This window comes from Paralimibaculum aggregatum, assembly GCF_030270585.1.
Taxonomy (GTDB): Bacteria; Pseudomonadota; Alphaproteobacteria; order Rhodobacterales; family Rhodobacteraceae; genus Thermohalobaculum; species Thermohalobaculum aggregatum.
This window is the reverse complement of the sequence record NZ_BSYI01000017.1, coordinates 68,776-88,734: the sequence shown is the minus strand read 5'-3', so window position 1 is coordinate 88,734 and position 19,959 is coordinate 68,776. Positions and strand designations below refer to the sequence as shown.

18 protein-coding genes are annotated in these 19,959 nt (G+C 70.1%); 9 read left to right on the top strand and 9 right to left on the bottom strand.

The window, feature by feature from the left end; translation table 11 throughout:
• Positions 1-27 precede the first annotated feature (27 nt).
• The 3 genes from QSJ97_RS12275 to QSJ97_RS12265 are packed head-to-tail and all read left to right on the top strand — an operon-like array spanning position 28 to position 3,533.
• Positions 28-405, top strand: coding sequence for a response regulator transcription factor (locus QSJ97_RS12275; RefSeq protein WP_285672061.1), 378 nt, complete (start codon positions 28-30; stop codon positions 403-405).
• Positions 402-770 carry a hypothetical protein gene (locus QSJ97_RS12270; protein WP_285672060.1) on the top strand — a complete coding sequence of 123 codons (369 nt, stop codon included), beginning with the start codon at positions 402-404 and terminating at the stop codon, positions 768-770. Before QSJ97_RS12275 ends, QSJ97_RS12270 begins: the two co-directional genes overlap by 4 nt.
• Before the next feature lie 9 nt (positions 771-779).
• On the top strand, positions 780-3,533 hold the full coding sequence (locus tag QSJ97_RS12265; protein WP_285672059.1) for a sensor histidine kinase: 2,754 nt from the start codon (positions 780-782) through the stop codon (positions 3,531-3,533).
• Positions 3,534-3,725: 192 nt separating this feature from the next.
• Here the strand turns inward: QSJ97_RS12265 and QSJ97_RS12260 are convergent, their stop codons facing one another.
• The 9 genes from QSJ97_RS12260 to xrtD form a co-directional block, all read right to left on the bottom strand.
• Complete coding sequence (locus tag QSJ97_RS12260; RefSeq protein WP_285672058.1) at positions 3,726-4,121, bottom strand: hypothetical protein; 396 nt, start codon at positions 4,119-4,121, stop codon at positions 3,726-3,728.
• A 51-nt stretch (positions 4,122-4,172) separates the two neighbouring features.
• The gene (locus QSJ97_RS12255; protein ID WP_285672057.1) at positions 4,173-5,660 is read right to left on the bottom strand and encodes an undecaprenyl-phosphate glucose phosphotransferase; all 1,488 of its coding nucleotides are present in this window, start codon (positions 5,658-5,660) and stop codon (positions 4,173-4,175) included.
• A 119-nt stretch (positions 5,661-5,779) separates the two neighbouring features.
• On the bottom strand, positions 5,780-7,024 hold the full coding sequence (locus QSJ97_RS12250) for a TonB-dependent receptor (protein WP_285672056.1): 1,245 nt from the start codon (positions 7,022-7,024) through the stop codon (positions 5,780-5,782).
• Positions 7,025-7,036: 12 nt separating this feature from the next.
• A complete protein-coding gene (locus QSJ97_RS12245; protein WP_285672079.1) occupies positions 7,037-7,633 on the bottom strand; it encodes a polysaccharide biosynthesis/export family protein in 597 nt (198 codons plus the stop codon).
• A 122-nt stretch (positions 7,634-7,755) separates the two neighbouring features.
• Positions 7,756-8,595, bottom strand: coding sequence for a CpsD/CapB family tyrosine-protein kinase (locus QSJ97_RS12240; protein WP_285672055.1), 840 nt, complete (start codon positions 8,593-8,595; stop codon positions 7,756-7,758).
• Positions 8,596-8,643: 48 nt separating this feature from the next.
• A complete protein-coding gene (locus QSJ97_RS12235; RefSeq protein WP_285672054.1) occupies positions 8,644-10,242 on the bottom strand; it encodes a GumC family protein in 1,599 nt (532 codons plus the stop codon).
• Between the two features lie 42 nt (positions 10,243-10,284).
• A complete protein-coding gene (locus QSJ97_RS12230) occupies positions 10,285-11,148 on the bottom strand; it encodes an ExeA family protein (protein ID WP_285672053.1) in 864 nt (287 codons plus the stop codon).
• A 25-nt stretch (positions 11,149-11,173) separates the two neighbouring features.
• A complete protein-coding gene (locus QSJ97_RS12225; RefSeq protein WP_285672052.1) occupies positions 11,174-13,642 on the bottom strand; it encodes a tetratricopeptide repeat protein in 2,469 nt (822 codons plus the stop codon).
• A gap of 235 nt (positions 13,643-13,877) precedes the next feature.
• The gene (gene xrtD / locus QSJ97_RS12220) at positions 13,878-15,473 is read right to left on the bottom strand and encodes a VPLPA-CTERM-specific exosortase XrtD (protein ID WP_285672051.1); all 1,596 of its coding nucleotides are present in this window, start codon (positions 15,471-15,473) and stop codon (positions 13,878-13,880) included.
• A gap of 241 nt (positions 15,474-15,714) precedes the next feature.
• On the opposite strand from xrtD, the gene QSJ97_RS12215 reads away from it, so the two are divergent.
• The 6 genes from QSJ97_RS12215 (at position 15,715) to QSJ97_RS12190 (ending at position 19,920) form a co-directional block, all read left to right on the top strand.
• Positions 15,715-16,617 carry a hypothetical protein gene (locus tag QSJ97_RS12215; protein ID WP_285672050.1) on the top strand — a complete coding sequence of 301 codons (903 nt, stop codon included), beginning with the start codon at positions 15,715-15,717 and terminating at the stop codon, positions 16,615-16,617.
• Positions 16,618-16,684: 67 nt separating this feature from the next.
• Positions 16,685-16,933, top strand: a complete 249-nt coding sequence (purS, locus tag QSJ97_RS12210) for a phosphoribosylformylglycinamidine synthase subunit PurS (RefSeq protein ID WP_285672049.1) — start codon at positions 16,685-16,687, stop codon at positions 16,931-16,933.
• Positions 16,933-17,970 (top strand): zinc-dependent alcohol dehydrogenase family protein, encoded by a 1,038-nt coding sequence (locus QSJ97_RS12205; protein WP_285672048.1) that lies wholly within the window; start codon positions 16,933-16,935, stop codon positions 17,968-17,970. Before purS ends, QSJ97_RS12205 begins: the two co-directional genes overlap by 1 nt.
• Before the next feature lie 9 nt (positions 17,971-17,979).
• A complete protein-coding gene (locus QSJ97_RS12200) occupies positions 17,980-18,705 on the top strand; it encodes an FkbM family methyltransferase (protein ID WP_285672047.1) in 726 nt (241 codons plus the stop codon).
• A 37-nt stretch (positions 18,706-18,742) separates the two neighbouring features.
• A complete protein-coding gene (gene purQ, locus QSJ97_RS12195; RefSeq protein WP_285672046.1) occupies positions 18,743-19,441 on the top strand; it encodes a phosphoribosylformylglycinamidine synthase subunit PurQ in 699 nt (232 codons plus the stop codon).
• A complete protein-coding gene (locus tag QSJ97_RS12190; protein WP_285672045.1) occupies positions 19,441-19,920 on the top strand; it encodes a hypothetical protein in 480 nt (159 codons plus the stop codon). The genes purQ and QSJ97_RS12190 overlap by 1 nt, the downstream gene beginning before the upstream one ends.
• Positions 19,921-19,959: the final 39 nt, after the last annotated feature.

Genomic DNA, 19,959 nt, shown 5'->3' with positions numbered 1-19,959 from the left:
ACGGGCTGGTACGACGAGGAATCGCCCATGACGAGCCGCGTCCTTCTGGCCGAGGACGAACCGCATATCATCGAGCTGCTCTGCTTCCTGCTGGGCCGGGCGGGATTTGCGGTGGATATCGAGGAAACCGGACCGGGTGTGCTGAGCCGCATGGCCGAAGGCCCGCCCGACGTGCTGATCCTCGACGTGATGCTGCCGGGGATGAACGGCTTCGAGGTGATGCGCCGGCTGCGCTCCGACCCGGTGGGCGCCGAGGTGCCGGTGGTGATGCTCACCGCCAAGGGCCAGCGCGAGGACCGCGAGGCCGCCGAGAAGCTGAACGTCGACGTCTTCATCACCAAGCCCTTCTCCAATGTCGAGCTGATCGAGACGGTGCAGCGGCTGGCCCACGGGCGCGCCGCATGACCGCCGGGGCGCCCTCCGCCCCGGAGCGCCCCGACCCTCCGGCGCCGCGGGACCCCGGCGTGCCGCCCGACCCCGGCGCGCTGCCCGGCGCGCGGCCCGACCCGCTGCCGAACCCGGTGCCGATGACCGCGACCGCGCCGGACCCGGACGCCGCCTCCGACATCGCGCTGCGCGCCCGCAAGCGGCGCGACGCGGCGCTGCTGCTGCCGGTCTCCGGCGTGGTGCTGCTGATGCCGCCGATGGCGGAGATCTTCGCGGTGGAGGGGACGGTGCTCGGCGTGCCGCTGGTGGTCGCCTATGTCTTCGCGGTGTGGTTCTGCCTGATCGTGCTGGCGGCGCGCATCGCCCACCGGCTCGAGCCCTGAGGGCGCGGCATGTTCTCCCCCGACCGGCTGCTGCTGTTCTGCCTCGCCTATGTCGTGCTGCTCTTCGCGGTGGCCTGGATCGGCGACCGCCGCGCCCAGGCCGGCAAGATGGCCTGGCTGCGCTCGCCGGTGATCTACACCCTCTCGATCTCGATCTACTGCACCTCCTGGACCTTCTACGGCGCGGTCGGCTCGGCGGCGCGGGGCGGGCTCGACTTCATCACGATCTATCTCGGGCCGACGCTGGTCTTCGTCGGCTGGTGGTGGCTGCTGCGCAAGCTGGTCCATATCGGGCGGACGCACCGGATCACCTCGATCGCCGACCTGATCTCCTCGCGCTACGGCAAGAGCCCGGCGCTGGCGGTGGTGGTGACGCTGATCGCGGTGACCGCGACCACGCCCTATATCGCGCTGCAGCTGCAGTCGGTCGCGCTGTCCTATTCGGTGGTGGCGGGCGAGGCCGACCACACGCGCACCGCCTTCTGGGTGGCGGCCGGCATGGCGATCTTCACCATCCTCTTCGGCACCCGCTCGATCGACGCCAACGAGCGCCATCACGGGGTGGTGGTTGCCATCGCGCTGGAGGCGCTGGTCAAGCTCACCGCGCTGGTCGCGGTGGGGCTCTTCGTGGTGTTCGGCGTGATGGGCGGGGTCGGCGAGACCTTCGCGCGGATGCCCGAGGGGATGATCCGGCCCGAGGAGGTGTTCGACCCGCGCTGGGCGGCGCTGACCTTCCTCTCGGCCACCGCGATCATCTGCCTGCCGCGACAGTTCCAGGTGACGGTGGTGGAGAACTCCGACCCGCGCCACCTCGCCACCGCCTCCTGGCTGTTCCCGCTCTATCTCTTCCTGATGTGCCTCTTCGTGGTGCCGATCGCCATCGTCGGGCTGACCGATGCGGCGGGCGAGGCGGGCGACAACCCGGACATGTTCATGCTCACCGTGCCGCTCGCGGCGGGGCAGGACGAGCTGGCGCTGCTGGCCTTCATCGGCGGCTTCTCCTCGGCGACCTCGATGGTGATCGTCGCCGCCATCGCGCTCTCCACCATGGTCTCGAACCACATCGTGATGCCGCTGACCCTGCGCTTCCTCGACCGGGCCGGGGCGATCTCCGGCGATGTGCGCGACCTGCTGCTGATCAGCCGGCGGATCTGCATCGGCGTGGTGCTCGGGCTCGGCTTCCTCTACTACCTGATCGCCGGCGGCTCGGAGAGCCTCGCCGCGATCGGGCTGATCGCCTTCGCCGGCATCGCGCAGGTGCTGCCGAGCCTGGTCGGCGCGCTCTACTGGCGCGGCGCGACCCGGGCCGGCGCGATGTGGGGGCTGGTGGCGGGCGCGGCGCTCTGGGCCTACACGCTGTTCCTGCCGAGCTTCGGCGGGCAGTTCCTGATCTCCGGGGCGGTGCTGGCGGAGGGGCCCTGGGGGCTCGGCCTGCTGCGCCCGCAGGCGCTGATGGGCCTCGGCGGCACCGACCCGCTGATCCATGCGCTGATCTGGTCGCTCGGGGTCAACACCTTCCTCTTCATCACCATCAGCCAGGTGACGCGGCCGGCGCCGATCGAGCAGGTGCAGGGCGCGCTCTTCGTCGACGTGCTGCGGGTGCCGGGGCGCGAGGGGCGCGGCATCGTGCATCGCTCGGCGGCGCCGGAGGATCTCTTCGTGCTGGCGCAGCGCATCCTCGGGGCCGAGCCGGCGCGGCAGCTCTTCGAGGAGATGGCCCGCGAGCAGGGGCTCGCGACCGGCCTGCCGCGGCCGACCGACGGGGTGATCGCCCGCCTCGAACGCGAGCTCGCCGGCAGCGTCGGCGCCGCCTCGGCCCATGCCATGGTGACGCGCGCCGCCGGCGCCGGCGCGATCAGCCTCACCGAGCTCATCGACATCGCCGACGAGACCCAGCGCCTGCTCGCCACCTCGCTGCGCCTCGCCGACAAGACCGCCGAGCTCGAGCGCACCGCGGTGGAGCTGCGCGAGGCCAACACCCGGCTCCGCGCGCTCGATGCGCAGAAGGACGATTTCCTCAGCCATGTCAGCCACGAGCTGCGCACGCCGATGACCTCGATCCGCTCGTTCTCCGAGATCCTGCTGATGGAGAAGGATCTCGACCCCGCGCAGATGCGCCATTTCGTGACGATCATCCACGAGGAGAGCCAGCGGCTCACGCGGCTCCTCAACGAGATCCTCGACATCAACCGGCTCGAGAGCGGCAGCGCCGAGATGCGCATCGAGATCATCGATGCGGAGGATGCGGTGAGCGGCGCCATCGAGACGCTGCGGCCGGTGGCGGCCGGGGCAGGGGTCGTGATCCGCCCCCATGCCGATCTGCGCGGGCAGTTCGTGCTGGCCAATGCCGACCGGCTGCGCCAGGTGCTGATCAACCTCGTGAGCAACGCGATCAAGTACAACGCCGCCGAGGCGCCCGAGGTGCGGATCGAATGGTCGGTGCAGGGCAAGAGCCTCTGCATCGACGTGATCGACAATGGCGGCGGGGTGAGCCGCGAGGAGGCCGAGACGGTGTTCTCGAAGTTCTTCCGCGGCGTGCGCTCGGCCGGCCACCAGGGGGCGGGGCTCGGGCTGCCGATCAGCCGGGCGGCGATCCGGCGCATGGGCGGCGACCTGACGGTGGTCTTCAACGCCGACCAGACGAGCTTCTTCCGGCTGCGGCTGCCGCGGGTGGCGACAGGGGCGGGCGAGCGCGGGCGGGCCGGCGAGGAGGGGCCGGGCGAGGGGCAGGATGCCGCGGCGGCGCGGGGGGCGGCGGAATAGGGGGCTCAGGCGGAGCCGCTGCGGGCGGCGCGCCGCGGCGGTGCCTGCGACCCGGCATCGGCGAGATCCCGGGCAAGGTCGCGATCCCGGGCGCGAAGTTCCTCTTCCTGCGCGATCCAGGCGGCGGTGTTCCCGGCGTGGCGCGACCCGCTCCGGCCCTCGGGTGCCGGCGCCTTGCCGGGCGCAGGGGGCTCAGGCGGAGCCGCCGCGGGCGGCGCGCTGCGGCGGGGCCTGCGTCCCGGCATCGGCGAGATCCCAGGCAAGGTCGCGATCCCAGGCGCGGAGCTCCTCCTCCTGCGCGATCCAGGCGGCGGTGTCCCCGGCGTGGCGCGGCCCGCTCCAGCCCTCGGGCGCCGGCTCATGGCCGGGCAGGGCGGGGTCCCAGCCGGACCCGATCTCCGCGCCGGCGGCGAGGAAGGCCCGGCGGAGGCCGGGGGTGGCGGCAAGGCCCAGCGCCCAGACCGGCCCGCCGAGCCAGAACACGAGCAGGCTCCCCCAGAAGCCGAGGCCGGCATCGCGGGCCAGCAGCGCGCAGGCGAGCGCGGCGGCATAGGCGACGGTCAGCAATCTGGCGGGGTGCGGTGTCATGGCCCCAGCTTGCCCGCCAATCCTTAACGAATCGTGACCGCCCGGCGGCGATCAGTAGGCGGTCTTCTGGAACAGCACCACGAAGAGCGTCACCAGGAGGATGCGCAGGTCGAACAGCAGCGACCAGTTCTCGGCATAGTAGATGTCGTACTCGACCCGCGCCTCCATCTTGGAGAGCGACTCGGTCTCGCCCCGCAGGTTGTTGATCTGCGCCCAGCCGGTGATGCCGGGCTTGACCTTGTGCCGGGCGAAATAGCCGCGGATGCGCTGGCCGTATTCCTCGTTGTGGCTGAGCGCATGGGGCCGCGGGCCGACCAGCGACATCGTCCCGTTGAGCACGTTGAAGAGCTGCGGCAGCTCGTCGAGCGAGGTGCGCCGGATGAAGCGTCCGACGCGGGTGATCCGCGGATCGTCCTTGCGCGCCTGCTGCACCACCCGCTCGGGCACCTCGCGGTGATGCATCGAGCGGAACTTGTAGATCTTGAATTCCTTGTTGTTGAAGCCGAGCCGGCGCTGCATGAAGAACACCGGCCCCGGGCTGTCGATCCGGATCACGATGGCGATCAGCAGCAGCAGCGGCGCCAGCAGGATCAGCAGCAGCGTCGCGATCACATAGTCCTCGAGGGTCTTGAGCAGCGCGCTCCAGCCCGAGATCGGGCGCTGCACCACCTCGAAGAGCGGCAGCTCGCGCGGATAGCCGAGGGCCGGGTGGAAGCGCAGCTGGTAGTCCATCAGCTGGCTGCAGATATAGACGTTGACCGGCAGTTCCTTGAGCTGCTCGATCACCGTCTGCAGCGGCCCGTCGGAGGTCAGCGGCATGGCGATGATGATGTCGTCGACCCGGTGGCTGCGGGCATAGTCGAGCAGCGCCTCGGCATCGCCGAGCACGGCATGGGAGCCGAGCCGGGCAGGCTCCGCCGCCTCGCCCTCCGGCGCCGGCCTGCCGGCTCGGGCGCCCGCGCTGCAGCGGGGCTCGAAGACCCCGACGATATCGGTGAAATAGGGGCTCTTGAGCTTGAAGGTGTCGAGGAAGCGCTCGGCCTCGCGGCCGGTGCCCAGCACCACGAGGTTGCGCCCGATCACCCGGCGCTCCGCGAGCCGGCGCAGCACCTGCGCCACGCCGATGCGCCCGACCAGCAGCAGGACCGTGGCCAGCGCCGCGAAGGTGTAGATCCAGACCCGCGAATAGAGCCCCGAGACCTTCAGCGAGAAGGCGATGGTCAGGAAGAACAGGAAGGCCGAGACCACCGAGACGATCACCAGGTCCGACTTCGCCACCGGGCGCATGATCGCCACCAGCTCGTACATCCCCGAGCGCGACAGCATCAGCACCGTGGTGCCGGCCACGAAGCCGGTGCAGAACACGTAATATTCGAGCAGGCTCGCGTGATAGGGCACATAGATCGCATAGGCGATCACGCCGGCCGCGAGCAGCAGCACGATGTCGATCACCGCCAGCAGATCGGGCACGAAGGAGGCCGAGAAGCGATAGCCCCGGCCAGCCTGCACGACCGCCGGTTCCTCATGCTCGCATGTCATCGGGCTCGTATCCATACTGCCATGCATTGCCTGCAGCCAGCGGCCCACCCCGCGCCTGCTGCCTCTCTCTTAGGTTACTTGGGCCAAACTGGCAAAGCAGAACGTCAGGACCGGATAGATCAGGGATAGATCGCAATCCCGCGCGAGAAGCTGAGGAACACGCTGTTGCCGAGCCCGGTGCCGTCGTCGTCGTTCACCAGGCGGAAGCTGTAGGCCAGCGAGGCGGACCAGTTCTGGGTCAGCCGGTAGGACAGGCTCGGGGCGAGGATGAAGGATTGCGTCAGCTCGTCCTCGTCGCCGAGCTCGATCGAGAGCGAATGCTGCGCCGACAGGGCAAACGAGGTGTGCCGGGTCAGCGCGTGGTTGAGCGATCCGCCATAGCTGGTGACGTTGCGCAGCGCGCCGCCGACGCTGCTCGGCCGCACCCCGTGGCTGGCGAAGAGGGTGAAGGCGGTCTGGTCGGTGCGGCGGAAGGTGGTGCGCAGGCTGCCGTTGAAGCCGAAATCGTTGGAGCTGCTGCTCACCCGCTCGCCGTCGCGCAGCACCATCTCGTCGGTGCGGGAATAGTTGATGCCGAGGCCGGCGCGCAGCGTCGTGCTCGCCGAGAGGCTGGTGCTGAGGAAGCTGCCCATCGACATGCTGTAGGCGATGGTGTCCTCGGCATCCTGGGCGGTGAAGCGGCGCAGGGTCACGTCCATGCCGACGGTGGTGGCCTGGCTGAGATCGTGCCCCCAGGAGAGGCTCGAGAAGGTCGTCGCGTTGTCGACGAGGCTGCCGGTCTCCTCGGAGAAGCTGGTGCGCGTGTGGCTGAGGCCGAAGCTCAGGCGGTTGCGCGGGTTCAGCCGGTATTCGAGGCCGGTGCCGATGTCGAAGCGCGTGCGGATGGTGTCGCGCTCGAGCAGCAGGTCGTCCTCGCCGATGAAGATGACATCCGGCGTGCCGTCGTTGTCCTGGTCCACCGGGATCGAGATGGGCACCGGCTCCAGCGTGAAGAAGGCGGTGGAGCTGCGCGTGAAGGCGAAGTTGCCGTCCACCGCGAAGCGCTGGCCGAGATAGAGCACGCTGCCCGAGACGCGCGGATCGGAGGTGTTGAGATCGTCGGTATCGGCATCGCCGCCGAAGGCCGCGAGCTGGAAGCCGGTGGAGAGGTTCCAGACCGTGCGCCCGGTGCGCGCGCCGAGGTTGAAGCCGAAGATCGTCGTCGAGCCATAGGCGAGGTCGTGCTCGTCGGGCTCGATATCGGGGTTGAACAGCACCGAGAAGCGCTGGGTGAAGCTGCCGCCGAGGTTCCACTCGGCCGCTTTCGCAGGCGCTCCCAGAAGGAGCAGCGCCGCCAGCACGCTGCCTGATCGGGATGCCCGCATGACCCGCCGGCCTTACTCGAAGAGTCCGCGTTCCGGCACAACGACGATATCGCCGTCGCTGATCATCTGGAGCGCGACGCCCGCACCCTCCTCGACGGCGTTGTAGTCGAACAGCGTCACGGTCTCGCCGCCGTTCTCGTCGCGCCGGCGGATCTGGATGCGCGACTTGGCGGCGAAGATGCCCGGCCCCCCGGCCACCGCCAGCGCCTGCAGCACGTCGACCGGCTCGAGCGCCTGGAAGCGGCCCGGCGCGGCGACCTGGCCGAGCACGTAGAAGGTCTGGAGATCCTCGGTGTCGACCTCGGAGGAGGAGCTTACCAGCGACACGGTGACGGTGGGCGGCTCGAGGAAATCCTTGGCCAGCGCGCTGCGGATGGTGGCCTGCAGCGCCTCGGGGGTGCGCCCCTCGGCGACGATGGTGCCGGCGAGCGGCATGGAGATCTTGCCATCGGGCCGGACCAGGACCTGCCGGTTGAGCGAGCTGTCCTCCAGAACCGAAATCTCGACCACGTCGCCCGATTTCAGCAGGTAGTTCTCGATCTCGGCCTCGGCGCTGGCCACATCCTGCGCGACGGCGGTGAAGCCGAACGGCAGCAGGGCGACAATCACGCCCAACAAAAATCTCCGCAGCATTGCCTGCATCCCCTCCTCTAGGCCGGCAATCATGTCCATAGAATGGGGTACATGAAATCGATTCCCCCGTCTACCGCCTTATGCTTGCGGCAAAGACTTCATTCCTTGCCGTAGCCATAGCCGTAGCCGTAATAGTAGTCGGATCCGGCACCGCGCTCGACCTTGTTGAGCAGCACGCCGAGGAAGTTGGTCTCGCCCACGATCAGGCTCTCGCATTCCTCGACCTCGTAGGGCTTGGTCTCGCCGGAGGCGATCACCAGCAGCACCGCGTCGAGATTGGGCATGAAGGCGATGGCGTCGTCGCCGACGAGGAGCGGCGGCAGGTCGTAGATCACGATGTCGGGCTGCAGCATGTCGATCATGCCGGAGAGCACCTTGCCGGTGTTGGCGTGCTGGATCACCTCGGACGCGTCGCGCACCCGCTGCGTGTTGAGCGCCAGGGCGAACCGGTCGCCGATGCGCTGCAGGTACTGTTCCGGCGGGGTCGAGCCGTTGAGCAGCCAGTGGATCGAGCGCCGGTCGGTGATGCCGAGGCAGCTCGAGAGCCGCGGCGAGCGCAGGTCGAGATCCGCGAGCAGGGTGCGGTTCTCAGGGTGCCGGGCGAAGCTGAAGGCCAGGTTGGCGCTGATCACCGTCTTGCCGCAGCCCTTGCTCGGCGAGGTGATGCCGATGCGCTTCCAGCCCTGTTCGAGCGCCAGCTTGGCGAGCCGGGTGCGCAGCATGTCGAAGGCGATATGCGCGGCGTCGGACTTCTGCCGGGTGACGATGCGCTCCCGCTCGAGGATCTCCGGGTCGATATGCAGCTCGGCAAGGCCCGACCAGACCCGGTCGAACGCCGAGGGGCTCGGCTGCAGCGCCGCCTGCTTCGGCTTGGCCGGGGCTTCGGCGCCGCGGCGCTCGCGCGCCTTGGCGATGGCGATCTTCAGGCGTTCGACCACGTCCTGGCCCTCCCGTCAGGTCGCGCGGCGGATGCCCGCCGCGCCGGCTCAGCGATTGAACAGCTCCGAAATGCGGGCGAAGATGCCGCGCAGATTGGTGCGGTCCACGAAATCCTCGATCAGCAGCTCGAGCGGCAGGTAGTACTGGTCGACCGCATAGAGCGAGACCGGCACGATCACCAGCAGCAGCACGCCGAGCAGATAGACCTCGCGGCGGGTGCGCCGGCGTTCGGACTCGGTGGTGATGTAGGGCACGGTCATCAGCGGGCGCATCTCGAGCTTGCGTTCCATGTCGCCCACGGTGCGGATGCTCGGGTTGAGCAGGCCGAGCAGGATCGCCAGCCCCAGCGCGAAGCCGAGGCTGCCGGCGAAGCCGCCGATGGCGATCGCCGGGCGGTTGGGCGAGGTCGGCCGGTCCGGCACCTGGGCCTGCTCGATCACCTCGAAGCGCTCGGCCTGACGGTTGACCTCGAGCTTCTCGCCGGTGGCCGCGAAGGACTGCTTGCGCACCGCCTCGTGGAAGCGGATCTTCAGATCGTCCTCGCGGCGCTGCAGCGCATTGAGCGCCATCGCGACCTCGGGGGTGCGCTCGATGGAGGTCTCGAGCGCGCGCTCGCGGGCCTCGTCTCGCGCCGCCTCCTCCTCGAGGAGCTGGATCTCGGTCTCCAGCGCGCGGAGCTGGCGCTCGAGCCCGGACTTGATGCGGTTGGCCCGGTCGGTGGCGCTCTCGAGCACGGCGGTCGGGTCGACCTCGCGCAGGTTCGCCTCCATCTGCGCGATGCGGTTCTTCATGGTCCGCACCTTCGGATGGCTGTCGGCATAGAGGCTCTGGGCCCGCACGAGCTCGTGGCGCAGGGTCTGCAGGTCGCGCTCCTGCGGCGACATCGTCTCGCCGGTCGCATCGGCATAGCGGCCGGTGCTGAGCGCGGTCTGGATCACCTGGCGCTGCTCGACGAGCTTCAGCATCTTGGCCTTGCGGTCGAAGCGGCGCTCGCGGATCGAGCTCAGCTCGCGGCGGCGGAATTCGAGGCTGTCGGGCAGGGCGAGCTGGTTGGCGGCCCGGAAATCGGCGAGCTCGGCCTCGACACGGACCAGCTCCTCCTCGATCTGCGCCACCTCTTCCTTGAAGAAGTCATGCGTCTGCGAGGCGCGGGCGCTGCGCGCGCGGATGTTCTGCTCGAGCACCGTGGTGACGAACTCGTTGGTGATCCGGGCGGCGCGCTTGGGGTCGCTGTCGCGGTAGGAGATGGTGAAGGCCGCGACCACGCCGCGCTGGCCGCTCACCTCGATGCGGCGCAGCGTGGTGGACTGGCGCATCAGGTCCACCTTGGCGGATTTCGAGAGGTCCGCGCGCTCCTCGTAGAGATTGAGCCGGTCGATCAGCCCGAGCAGGTTGGACCGGGTCATCAGCCGCTGCTGGATCAGCTCGAGCCGCTCGGTGGCGGTGGCGGTGACGGTGGACCGCGCGAGCGCGCCGGGGATCTGCTGGCTCTCGATCAGGATCTTCGCGGTCGCGACATAGGTCGGCGGGATGAAATAGGCGAGCAGGAAGGCGAGGCCGCTGAACACCACCACGATCGAGACGATCATGACGGCGCGGCGGCGGATCATCCTCAGGATGTCCTTCAGCTTGATCGAGGCTTCCATGACGATCCTCTCCTCAGGGCGCCTGCGCGGCGGGGCGCCGCGTCAGTGCGACTGGCTCACGAGCACCGGGGACCGGCCGAGCGGCTTGAACTTGTCGAAGATGCCGTGCTTCTCGACACCCGCCAGGAAGTCGCGCAGCACCTCCTCGGTGATCGTCTTCTGGTCGTCGGAAAACCCGTAGACCAGGCAGAGATCGCACAGCGAGTTCACCAGGCGCGGGATGCCGCCGGTCGCCTCATGGATCAGCTCGCAGGTCCGCCGCGGAAAAATCTGCCAGCGCGCGCCGGCGATTTCAAGCCGGCGCTGGATGTAGTCGTAGACATCCTCGGCACCGAGCGCCTCGATGTGGAAATCGGCGGCGATGCGCTGCACCACCTGCACCAGCTCGGGCCGGCGCAGCAGGTCGCGCAGCTGCGGCTGGCCGACGAGGATGATCTGCAGCAGCTCGTCCTTGTCGGCGTTGATGTTGGAGAGCATCCGCAGCTCCTCGAGCGAGGCGGGCGACATGTTCTGCGCCTCGTCGACGATCAGGATCGAGCGCTTGCCCTCGGCATAGTTCTCGATCAGGAATTCCTGGAAGCGCTGGAAGTTGCGCACATAGGAGACATCCTCGAACGACTGGTCGAAGGACATCATCACCCAGTGCAGCAGGTCGCCGCGGCCCTCCTGCATGTTGGAGACGAGGCCCACCACCACGTCCTCCGGCAGCTCGTTCATCAGGTGCCGGAGCAGGGTGGTCTTGCCGCTGCCGATCTCGCCGGTGATCACCGTGAGCGGGGCCCGGCTGGTCACGCCATAGCGCAGCATGGTGAAGGCGAGCGTGTGGGTGTTGGACCAGTACAGGAAGTCCGGGTCCGCCGTCATCAGGAACGGGCGGTGCTTCAACTCGTAAAAGGCTTCGTACATGTCTTGCCGGTCCTTTTCCCGCCGCTCACTCGGCGGCGGGCTTGGGCTCGAGGCTGTCGAGCCTTGCCTGGGCGCCGGCGATCTGCGGCACCTCGCGTTCGCCCGCCAGCTCGATCGCACGCGACAGTCGCACCCGCGCCCCCTCCGTGTCGCCGGTCTCGGCGAGCACCACACCGAGATGATATTGCACGATCGGGTTATTGGGGAGTTTCTTTGCGGCCTGCTCGAGCACGTCGCGCGCGCCGCGGGCATCGCCGCGCAGGAACATCAGCCAGCCATAGGTGTCCTGGAAATGCGGCACCTCGGTGTCGCGCAGGCGCTTGGCGATCACGAAGGCGCGGTCGATCTGCTCCTCGCTCGGGTTGTTGTCGGTCATCAGGCTGGCGAGGTTGTTGGCGATCACCTCGGAATCCGGCTGCCGGTCGAACAGCACCTGGTACTCGGCTATGGCGGCGTCGATCCGCCCGGTCTGCTCGAGCAGCATGGCGTTGTTGAGCCGCAGGGTGTTGTTGTCGGTCTCCTCGATGCCGAGCTGCAGCGCCTTCTCGGCGACCTCGCGCTCGCCCTTGAGCAGGTGGTAGCGGAACAGCGCGAGATGGTTCATCGGCTGCGTCGGATCGGCGGCCACGGCCTCGCGGAACATGCGGCCGGCAGCGTCGGTGTCGCCCTCCACCATCGCCAGCGTGCCCTTCAGCCGGATCGCGCCGGAGGCCGCCGGGTTCTCCGCCAGCGCCTCGTCGACGACGGCCTTCGCGGCCTCCAGATCGTCGTTGCGCAGATGCGTGGCGACGAGCGCCGCGAGATAGCTGCTGCGGCCCCCGCCGGATTCGGCGCTGCTCGCCTCGAGAAGCCGGATGGTCTCGTCATAGCGCTTCTGGCCGGCCAGGGCGGCGGCCATCAGCCGGTCGGCCAGCTCGCTGGTCTCCTCGTTCTCGCCCAGCGCCTCGGCGATCCGCTCGACGCCCTTGTAGTCGCGCCGGCGCAGCTTGACCCGGGCCAGCGCCTCGACCAGCCGGATCTCGCCGCGCCGCTTCGACAGCGCATCGGTGATGACGCCCTCGGCGACCTCCATCCGGCCCTCGCCCATCAGGTGGCTGGCATAGTCGAGCACCGGCGAGACCGCGTGGTCGGAGACCTGCACCGCCTTGGCCTTGCGCTCGGCGGCGAGGTCCTTGCTGCCGTTGCGCTCATAGGCGACCGCGAGCAGCCGGATGGTCTCGAGATCCTCCGGCGCCTCGGCCTCCGCGGCGCGCAGGTCGCGGATCGCGGCATCGTAGTCCTCGGCCTCGATCTGCAGCCGGCCGCGCAGGGTCAGCGCCTTGGCGTGGGTCGGGTCGGTCGCCAGCACCTCGTCGATCAGCGTCGCGGCGGCGGCGTTGTCGTTGCGCGAGATGGCGAGGCGGGCCAGCCCCAGGCGGGCGGTCTGCAACACCTCCTCGTCGTTCTCCATGGTGACCAGGAGCCGCTTCAGCCGGCGCTCGGCATCGTCGAACTTGTCCTGCTGGATCTCGACATCGACCATGGCGAGCTCCAGCGTGCCGACGGCCGGGCTGTCCTTGCGCAGCTCGATCAGGCGCTTGAGCTCGGCGATGCCGGCCTCCGCGCCCTCGGTGGCGATGACCATGCGCACCAGATCGAGCTGGCGGTCGGTGTCGTCGGGGGCGAGCTCGGAGATCCGGCGCAGCGAGGCCTCGGCCTCCGCCGCCTTGTTGTTGCGTAGCTGCCAGCGGGCGAGGGAATCCCAGAAGGAGAGCTCCTCCGGGTCGAGCTCGGTCAGGCGCTTCAGCGTCTCGCCGAGCTCCGCCTCGCGCTTCAGCTCGGACAGCAGGTTGAGCTTGAAGAGCTGGACGCGGATGTTGTCCGGCTCCACCCGCTCGCCCTCGAGGGTCTGCTCGAGCGCCTTCTCGCTGTCGTCCTCGCGCCGCGAGATGGCGGCGAGCACGATCCAGGCGTCGCCGTTGTCGGGATCGAGCTCCAGCGCCCGGTCGGCCTTGGCCTTGGCCTTCTCCATTTCGCCGACACGCATCGCCACCACCGCCTCGAGGGTGACCACACGCACGTCGTCGGGCGCGAGCTGCGCCGCCGCCACCGTGGAGGTCAGCGCCGGCTCGGTCTCGTTGAAGGCCAGCATGATCTGCGCCAGCCGCAGATGCGCGTCGAGCTGCGAGGCATCGAGCGAGATCACCTTGCGGTACTGGAACACGGCGGCGGAGAAGTTGTCCTGCTGCTCGTAATACTTGCCGAGCTCGAGGTTGGCGCCGACATGATTGTCGTTGAGCTTGATCGCGTTGCGGAACTCGAGGCTCGCCTTCACCGCCTGATCCTGCTCCAGCAGCTCGATGCCGTTCTGGTAGTGCTTCTCGGCGCGCTCCTCGACGCTGTCGCAGGCGGCGAGCGCAAAGGCGCAGATCAGCCCCAGGATCAGGCCGCGGACAATGGCGCCATAGCGCCGGTAGGCCGAGCGGTGGATCAGGAGAGAAGCGGTTTGCGTCATGCTCTGGGCTCCCTTCGGCAGGCCGTCAATTCCACGACGTTCGGACAAGGCGCGCCGTTCACCATACCGAAACGTCTATCCGCGAAACCGGCGGACGGATGCAAGCTATGGGCTGCTATATCCAAAAACTTCCTTGCCGCATAGCACCATCGCTGGACGATGGCGCATTTTGCAGCATGGGCGCGTTGTTTTGATCCCAGTATAGGACAGCCCCGCAAATGCGCCTGTGGGTTGATTATTCCGGCAGGTGCATGCGCAGCTCGGGAATTGCCAGGCCGAGCATCCGGCGCAGCCGCTCGGCGCCCTCGGCCTCGCTCTCGCCGGCTGCCAGCGGGGTGATCAGGCGCACCAGCGCGCCCTCGGTGCGGCCCGAGGTCAGGCTGTCGACCACCGTATAGAACTTCGCCGCATAGTCGCTGGTGAGCCGCCGGCCGGCCTGCTGGAAATAGTAATACACCATCTGCCGCGCGCTGCCCTTGCGGATGATCGCGCGGTTGACCGGGATCACCGTGCCGTCGTCGATGGTGATCTCGGCGCGCTGCCAGGCGTTCACCTCCCAGCCGCCGCTCGGCAGGCAGACCTCGGGCGAATGGATGCCGCTGCCTTCGGTCAGCTTGTCGTAATAGGCGATCCAGAGATCCACCGGCTCGCGCTCGGTCTGGTTGATGTAGGTCCGGCCGAGATAGTCGTCGGCGCGCAGCACCTGCAGGATGTTGGAGGAGACCGGCCGCTCCACGCTCTCCCAGCTGCCGAGCGCGTTGGGGAACTGCACCAGCGGCGCGCGCTCCGGAACCACGGGCTGGGGCTTCGGCGTGAACTGCCAGACCGCCGCCGCCAGCGCGGTGACACCGAGCGCCGCGATCAGCCCGGTGGTGACCGGGATCGCGAGATAGCGCCGGATCTGCGCGCCGAGCCCGTCGAAATCGAGGTCGATCGATTCCGAGAGCGGCTTCGGATCGGGCTGCAGCCGCTGCATCCCCGCGGCGAGGCCGAACAGGATCGCCACGCAGGCGATGAAGATCACCCAGCCCTCGAAGGCGTGCAGGAAGCCCTCGGCCATCTCGATGCCCCAGAGATCCACCGTGACCCCGATGATGCCGATGCGCAGCGAGTTCATCAGCACGGTGATCGGCGCCGCCGAGAGCAGCAGCACGATCTTGTGCCAGCGCGGGCCGGTGTAGAGCACGCCGAAGACATAGGAGAAGCTCATCACCGGGAAGAGGTAGCGCAGCCCCGAGCAGGCCTCGGCCACCTGCAGCCGGTAGACGCCGAGATCGATCACGTTGCCGTCGAGGAAGACCGGGATGCCGAGCGCCGAGATCACGTCGACGCCGATCCGCGAGGACACCATCTGCAGCCAGATCGAGAGCGGCCAGTAGATGAAGTTGGGCAGCGGCAGCATGAAGATCAGGTGCAGCACCGAGGGCCAGAAATACCAGCCGCGGCGTGCGCCGAAGAGGGTGAGCACGGTGCCGCCGATCCAGAGGATCATCGCATAGGTGACGATGTCGGGTATGCGCACCAGGAGGCCGAGCAGCCCGACGAGGATCGCCAGGATCACCACCGCCACGCCGGGGGCGCGGTCGGTCACCGGGCCGGCCGAGGGCGGCACCGACTTCATCTCGCGCATGAACATGTAGAGCGAGAGCAGCGGGATGATCGGCCCGTGGCTGTATTCCGGCACCTGCCAGGCGAAGATCAGCGCGTCGATGCCGTAGGAGAAGAAGAACAGCCCGGCCAGCAGGTGCAGCGACATGAGCAGGCTGCCGCCCGAGACGGCCCAGCCACCGGCTGCAAGCCCGCCGCCCGTCGGTCCAGACTGATCGACCATCGCTCCACCCCTCCGTCACCCGGTCCGGCCGCACCCTGCCGCCGACGATCGCGACCGGCAGACGGGCGTTCCCGCACGTCCCCGTGCTGTACCGGCTGGGCCATGGTAAATCAATCTTGCCGGGAACTTGCGGGCTGAATTCTCGCGCTGCTGTGAAGCAATTTGGCTTGCGCGGCGCGCTGCGGATTGTCTTGCCGGTGCGGATGCCCATCTGGGAATCGAGGGGGCGGTGGAGGCGGCGATGGATCTCGCACGACAGATCGACATCTATTGCGAGCGCGTCGGCGCGGCCTTCTGGGCCGAGCCGCTGAACGCGCTCACCAACCTCGCCTTCGTGGCGGCGGGGATCGCGGCGCTCTGGCTGCAGGGGCGCACAGGCGGGGCCGGGCCGCGGCGCGAGCTCACCGCCGGCGCGCTGATGGCGGCCGGGCTGATCGCCGGCTTCGCGCACACCATCGGCCTGCTCTGGGCGCTCGGCGCCGGGCCGCTCTACACGCCGCTGGTGCTGCCGGCCTATGCGGTCTCGATGCTCTTCGTGGGCGCCGGGCTCTGCGCGATGCCGCGCCTCATGGCCGACCCGGCGCCGGACTGGGCGGTGGCCTGGCTCGCGGGCAACGCCGTGGTGGTGGGGATCGGTTCCTTCCTGTTCCACACCTATGCGACACCCTGGGCCGGGTTTGCCGATACCGGGCCGATCATGCTCTTCATCTTCGGCTATTTCGCGGTGGCGATGCTGCGCTTCGGCGGGCTCGGGCGCGGCGCGGCGGCGGCGGCGACGCTCGGCTTCCTCGCCGCCTCGGTGCTGCTGTCGCGCGGGATTTCCTCGGGGCTCGGCCCCTATGCCGGGCCGTCGGCGGGCTATTACCCGGCGCTGGTCGGGTTGCTGGCGGTCGGGCTCTGGCTCGACATCGGCCGCGGCCATGCCGCCGGCGGGCAACTGATCCGGGCGGCGGGGCTCTTCGCCGCCTCGCTCGGCTTCCGCTCGGTCGACGGGCCGCTCTGCGACTGGCTGCCGATCGGCACGCACTGGCTCTGGCATCTCTGCAACGGGCTGCTGTTCTGGCTGCTGCTGCGGGCGGTGGTGCGGCACGGGCCGGTGCCCCTGCGGCAGGCTGCGGCCGCGGCGCTCCGCGCGGCGGCCTGAGCGGGCGCGGCCTTGCGGCGCGCGCGCCGCGGCGCTACGAGGGGGCACCCATCTCCGGAGGCGCCCGATGAAGCTCGCAGTCTATGTCACCCTCAAGCCCGGCGTGCTCGACCCGCAGGGCGCCGCGATCTCGCAGGCCCTGGCCGGCCTCGGCTTCGACGGCGTCCAGGGCGTCCGCCAGGGCAAGCTGATCGAGCTCGACCTCGCCGAGGAGGATCGTGACCGCGCCGTCGAGACCGCCACCCGGATGTGCGAGAAGCTGCTGGCCAACACGGTGATCGAGACCTACCGCATCGAGCCCGCCGAGCCGGCCTGATGCGCGCGGCGCTGCTGACCGCGTATCGCGCGCCGCTCGAGATCGCCGATCTGCCCGATCCGGACTGCCCGGCCGACGGCGTGGTGCTGCGGCTCTCGGCCTGCGGCGTCTGCCGCTCCGACTGGCACGCCTGGGGCGGCGCCGACCCGGACATCGCGCTGCCGCAGGTGCTCGGCCACGAATATTGCGGCGTGGTGGAGGAGGCCGGCCCGCAGGTGACCGGCTGGCGCCGTGGCGATGCCGCGATCGCCCCCTTCATCCTGGCCTGCGGGCGCTGCGCCGACTGCGCGGCGGGAAACCAGACCGTCTGCGGCTCACAGATCGTGCCGGGCTTCACCGCACCCGGCGCCTTCGCGGCGCGCATCGCGGTGCCGCGGGCCGATGCCAATCTCGCGCCGCTGCCGGAGGGGCTCGACCCTGCGGTCGCCGCCGCCCTCGGCTGCCGCGTCACCACCGCCTGGCAGGCGCTGACCGGGCGCGCCGGGCTGATGGCCGGAGAGTGGCTCGCGGTGCATGGCACCGGCGGGGTCGGGCTCTCGGCGGTGATGCTGGGCGTCGCGCTCGGCGCGCGGGTGGTGGCGGTGGACATCCAGCCGGAGAAGCTCGCCCTTGCGGAACGCCTCGGCGCGGCGGCCGTCGTGGATGCCCGCGCCGGCGACGCGGCGGAGGCGATCCGCGAGCGCACCGGCGGCGGGGCGCATGTCTCGATCGAGGCGCTCGGCATCGCGGCCACCACCGAGGCCTCGCTGGCCTGCCTGCGCCCGCTCGGCCGGCATGTGCAGATCGGCATGCCGGCCGGCGAGAGCGCGCGCATGACGCTGCCGATGGACCTGGTCTATTCCCGCCAGCTCGTGCTCTACGGCACGCGGGGGATGCCGGCCTGGCGCTATCCGGCGCTGTTCCGCCTGCTCGAGGGCGGCCGCGTGCCGCTGGACATGCTGGTAACCCGGCGGATCGGGCTCGAGGGCGTCTCGGCCGAGCTTGCCGCGATGGACGGGCCGACGCCGCCGGGCGTGGCCGTCGTCACCCGGTTCTGAGGCGCGGCGATGGCCAAGGGATGGCTCCGGCGCCTCGTGCCGTTTCCCCGGCGCGCGACGCTGCGGCGCTGGTTCCCGAGCTTCGAGACCCGCAACATCGCCCATCTGATCGCGCGCTCCGGGGCGGATCTGCTTGTCGATGCCGGCGCCAACGAGGGCCAGTTCGCGCGCCGGATGCGCGCCGCCGGGCTCGGCCTGCCGATCCTCTCGGTGGAGCCGCTGGCCGGGCCGCATGGCGTGCTCTCGGCCCATGCCGCGCGCGATCCGGCCTGGCAGGTGGCGCCGCGCCTCGCGCTCGGGGGCAGCGCCGGGCGGGCGGTGCTGCACCGCTATGCCGATCACACGCTCTCCTCGGTGCTGGCGCCGCATCCGCGCGCGGCCGGCAGCCCGGCCCTCGGCATCGAGGGCACCGAGGAGGTGGAGCGGATCACGCTCGATGCGCTGCTCGCGGCGCATGCCCCGGCGGCCCGCCGGCCGTTCCTAAAGCTCGACGTGCAGGGCGCCGAGCTCGATATCCTGGCGGGCGCGCCGGCGGCGCTCTCCGCTGCGCCCGGGCTGCTGGTGGAGCTGCCGCTGATGCCGTCCTATGCCGGGGAGCCGGGCTATCTCGAGATCCTCGGGGCCCTCGACAGCGCCGGTTTCGTGCCGGTATATTGCGCCCGCGTCGTCGCCCGGCGCCGGCTCGGCCCCTGGCTGCAGATGGATTGCCTCCTGCTGCGACGGGACGGGATCTGAGCCGCTCCGCCCGCCGGCCCTATCGAGGAGACCCCCCATGCGCGCCGCCGTCATCGTCTTCCCCGGCTCCAACTGCGACCGCGACATGGCCGTCGCGCTGGAAGCCGCCGCCGGCCGCCCGCCGGCGATGGTCTGGCACAAGGAGACGGCGCTGCCCGAGGGCATCGACCTCGTGGCGCTTCCGGGCGGCTTCTCCTTCGGCGATTATCTGCGCTGCGGCGCGATCGCGGCCCGCGCGCCGATCATGGCTGCGGTGCGAGCCCATGCGGCGGCTGGGGGCATGGTGCTCGGCGTCTGCAACGGCTGGCAGGTGCTGATCGAGGCGGGGCTGCTGCCCGGCGCGCTGATGCGCAACGCCTCGCTGAAATTCGTCTGCCGCGACGTGCATCTGGCCGTCGGCACCCGGGCCAGCCCGTTCACGCAGGGCTTCGGCAACGGCGCGGTGGTGCGCTTCCCCGTCGCCCATCACGACGGCGCCTTCGTCGCCGACGAACGCCTGCGGGTTCGCCTCGCCGAGGAGGACCGCGTGGCGTTCCGCTATACCGACGCCGCCGGCAAGCCGGCGCCGGCCGCCAATCCCAACGGCTCGACCGACAACATTGCCGGGGTGCTCTCGGAGAACCGCCGGGTGCTGGGCATGATGCCGCATCCCGAGCGGCTCGCCGATCCGGCCCTCGGCGGCAAGGACGGGGCGCAGCTCTTCGCGAGCCTCGCGGCCAGCCTCGAGGCGGCCTGATGGCCCACCGGGCCTTTCGGGCCGGGGCGGCGCTGGCGCTCGCCGGGCTGCTGTCGGCCTGTGCCGCGACATCGCCCGATCCCGCGCCCGTGGCGGCGCCGGAGCCCGCGGCACCGCCCGCGGCACCGCCCGCGGCCCGGCCGGCCTTCGATGTCCAGCCGCCGCTGCTCGGCCCGGTGCTGGCGCCGCAGAGCCTGCCGGCGCCGGCCTCGATCACCCGGGAGCGGGTGGAGCGCCTCGCCGTCGCCTGCTGGCTCGACGACGAGCTCGCCGCCGAGATCATGCTGGTGGACCGCCGCACCGGCGACATCGTCGCCGCCGGGGAGACCGGCGAGCTGCTGCGCATCGGCTTCGCCGCCGCCGGCCCGCTGGAGACCGCGGTGCAGCTCTCCGGCCCGGCGCTCGCCGACGCCGGGCGGGCAGGGCGCATGAGCCGGGCCCTGGCCAACGCGCTCGAGGGCGAGCGGCCCGCCTGCTGAGCCGCGGGCCCGCATCAGAGCATCACGCAAACCTGCTTC

Coding starts and splice junctions, on each gene's coding strand:
- QSJ97_RS12275 (WP_285672061.1), top strand. CDS start 28: ATGACGAGCCGCGTCCTTCTGGCCGAGGACGAACCGCATATCATCGAG.
- QSJ97_RS12270 (WP_285672060.1), top strand. CDS start 402: ATGACCGCCGGGGCGCCCTCCGCCCCGGAGCGCCCCGACCCTCCGGCG.
- QSJ97_RS12265 (WP_285672059.1), top strand. CDS start 780: ATGTTCTCCCCCGACCGGCTGCTGCTGTTCTGCCTCGCCTATGTCGTG.
- QSJ97_RS12260 (WP_285672058.1), bottom strand. CDS start 4,121: ATGACACCGCACCCCGCCAGATTGCTGACCGTCGCCTATGCCGCCGCG.
- QSJ97_RS12255 (WP_285672057.1), bottom strand. CDS start 5,660: ATGACATGCGAGCATGAGGAACCGGCGGTCGTGCAGGCTGGCCGGGGC.
- QSJ97_RS12250 (WP_285672056.1), bottom strand. CDS start 7,024: ATGCGGGCATCCCGATCAGGCAGCGTGCTGGCGGCGCTGCTCCTTCTG.
- QSJ97_RS12235 (WP_285672054.1), bottom strand. CDS start 10,242: ATGGAAGCCTCGATCAAGCTGAAGGACATCCTGAGGATGATCCGCCGC.
- QSJ97_RS12230 (WP_285672053.1), bottom strand. CDS start 11,148: ATGTACGAAGCCTTTTACGAGTTGAAGCACCGCCCGTTCCTGATGACG.
- QSJ97_RS12225 (WP_285672052.1), bottom strand. CDS start 13,642: ATGACGCAAACCGCTTCTCTCCTGATCCACCGCTCGGCCTACCGGCGC.
- xrtD (WP_285672051.1), bottom strand. CDS start 15,473: ATGGTCGATCAGTCTGGACCGACGGGCGGCGGGCTTGCAGCCGGTGGC.
- QSJ97_RS12215 (WP_285672050.1), top strand. CDS start 15,715: ATGGATCTCGCACGACAGATCGACATCTATTGCGAGCGCGTCGGCGCG.
- purS (WP_285672049.1), top strand. CDS start 16,685: ATGAAGCTCGCAGTCTATGTCACCCTCAAGCCCGGCGTGCTCGACCCG.
- QSJ97_RS12205 (WP_285672048.1), top strand. CDS start 16,933: ATGCGCGCGGCGCTGCTGACCGCGTATCGCGCGCCGCTCGAGATCGCC.
- QSJ97_RS12200 (WP_285672047.1), top strand. CDS start 17,980: ATGGCCAAGGGATGGCTCCGGCGCCTCGTGCCGTTTCCCCGGCGCGCG.
- purQ (WP_285672046.1), top strand. CDS start 18,743: ATGCGCGCCGCCGTCATCGTCTTCCCCGGCTCCAACTGCGACCGCGAC.
- QSJ97_RS12190 (WP_285672045.1), top strand. CDS start 19,441: ATGGCCCACCGGGCCTTTCGGGCCGGGGCGGCGCTGGCGCTCGCCGGG.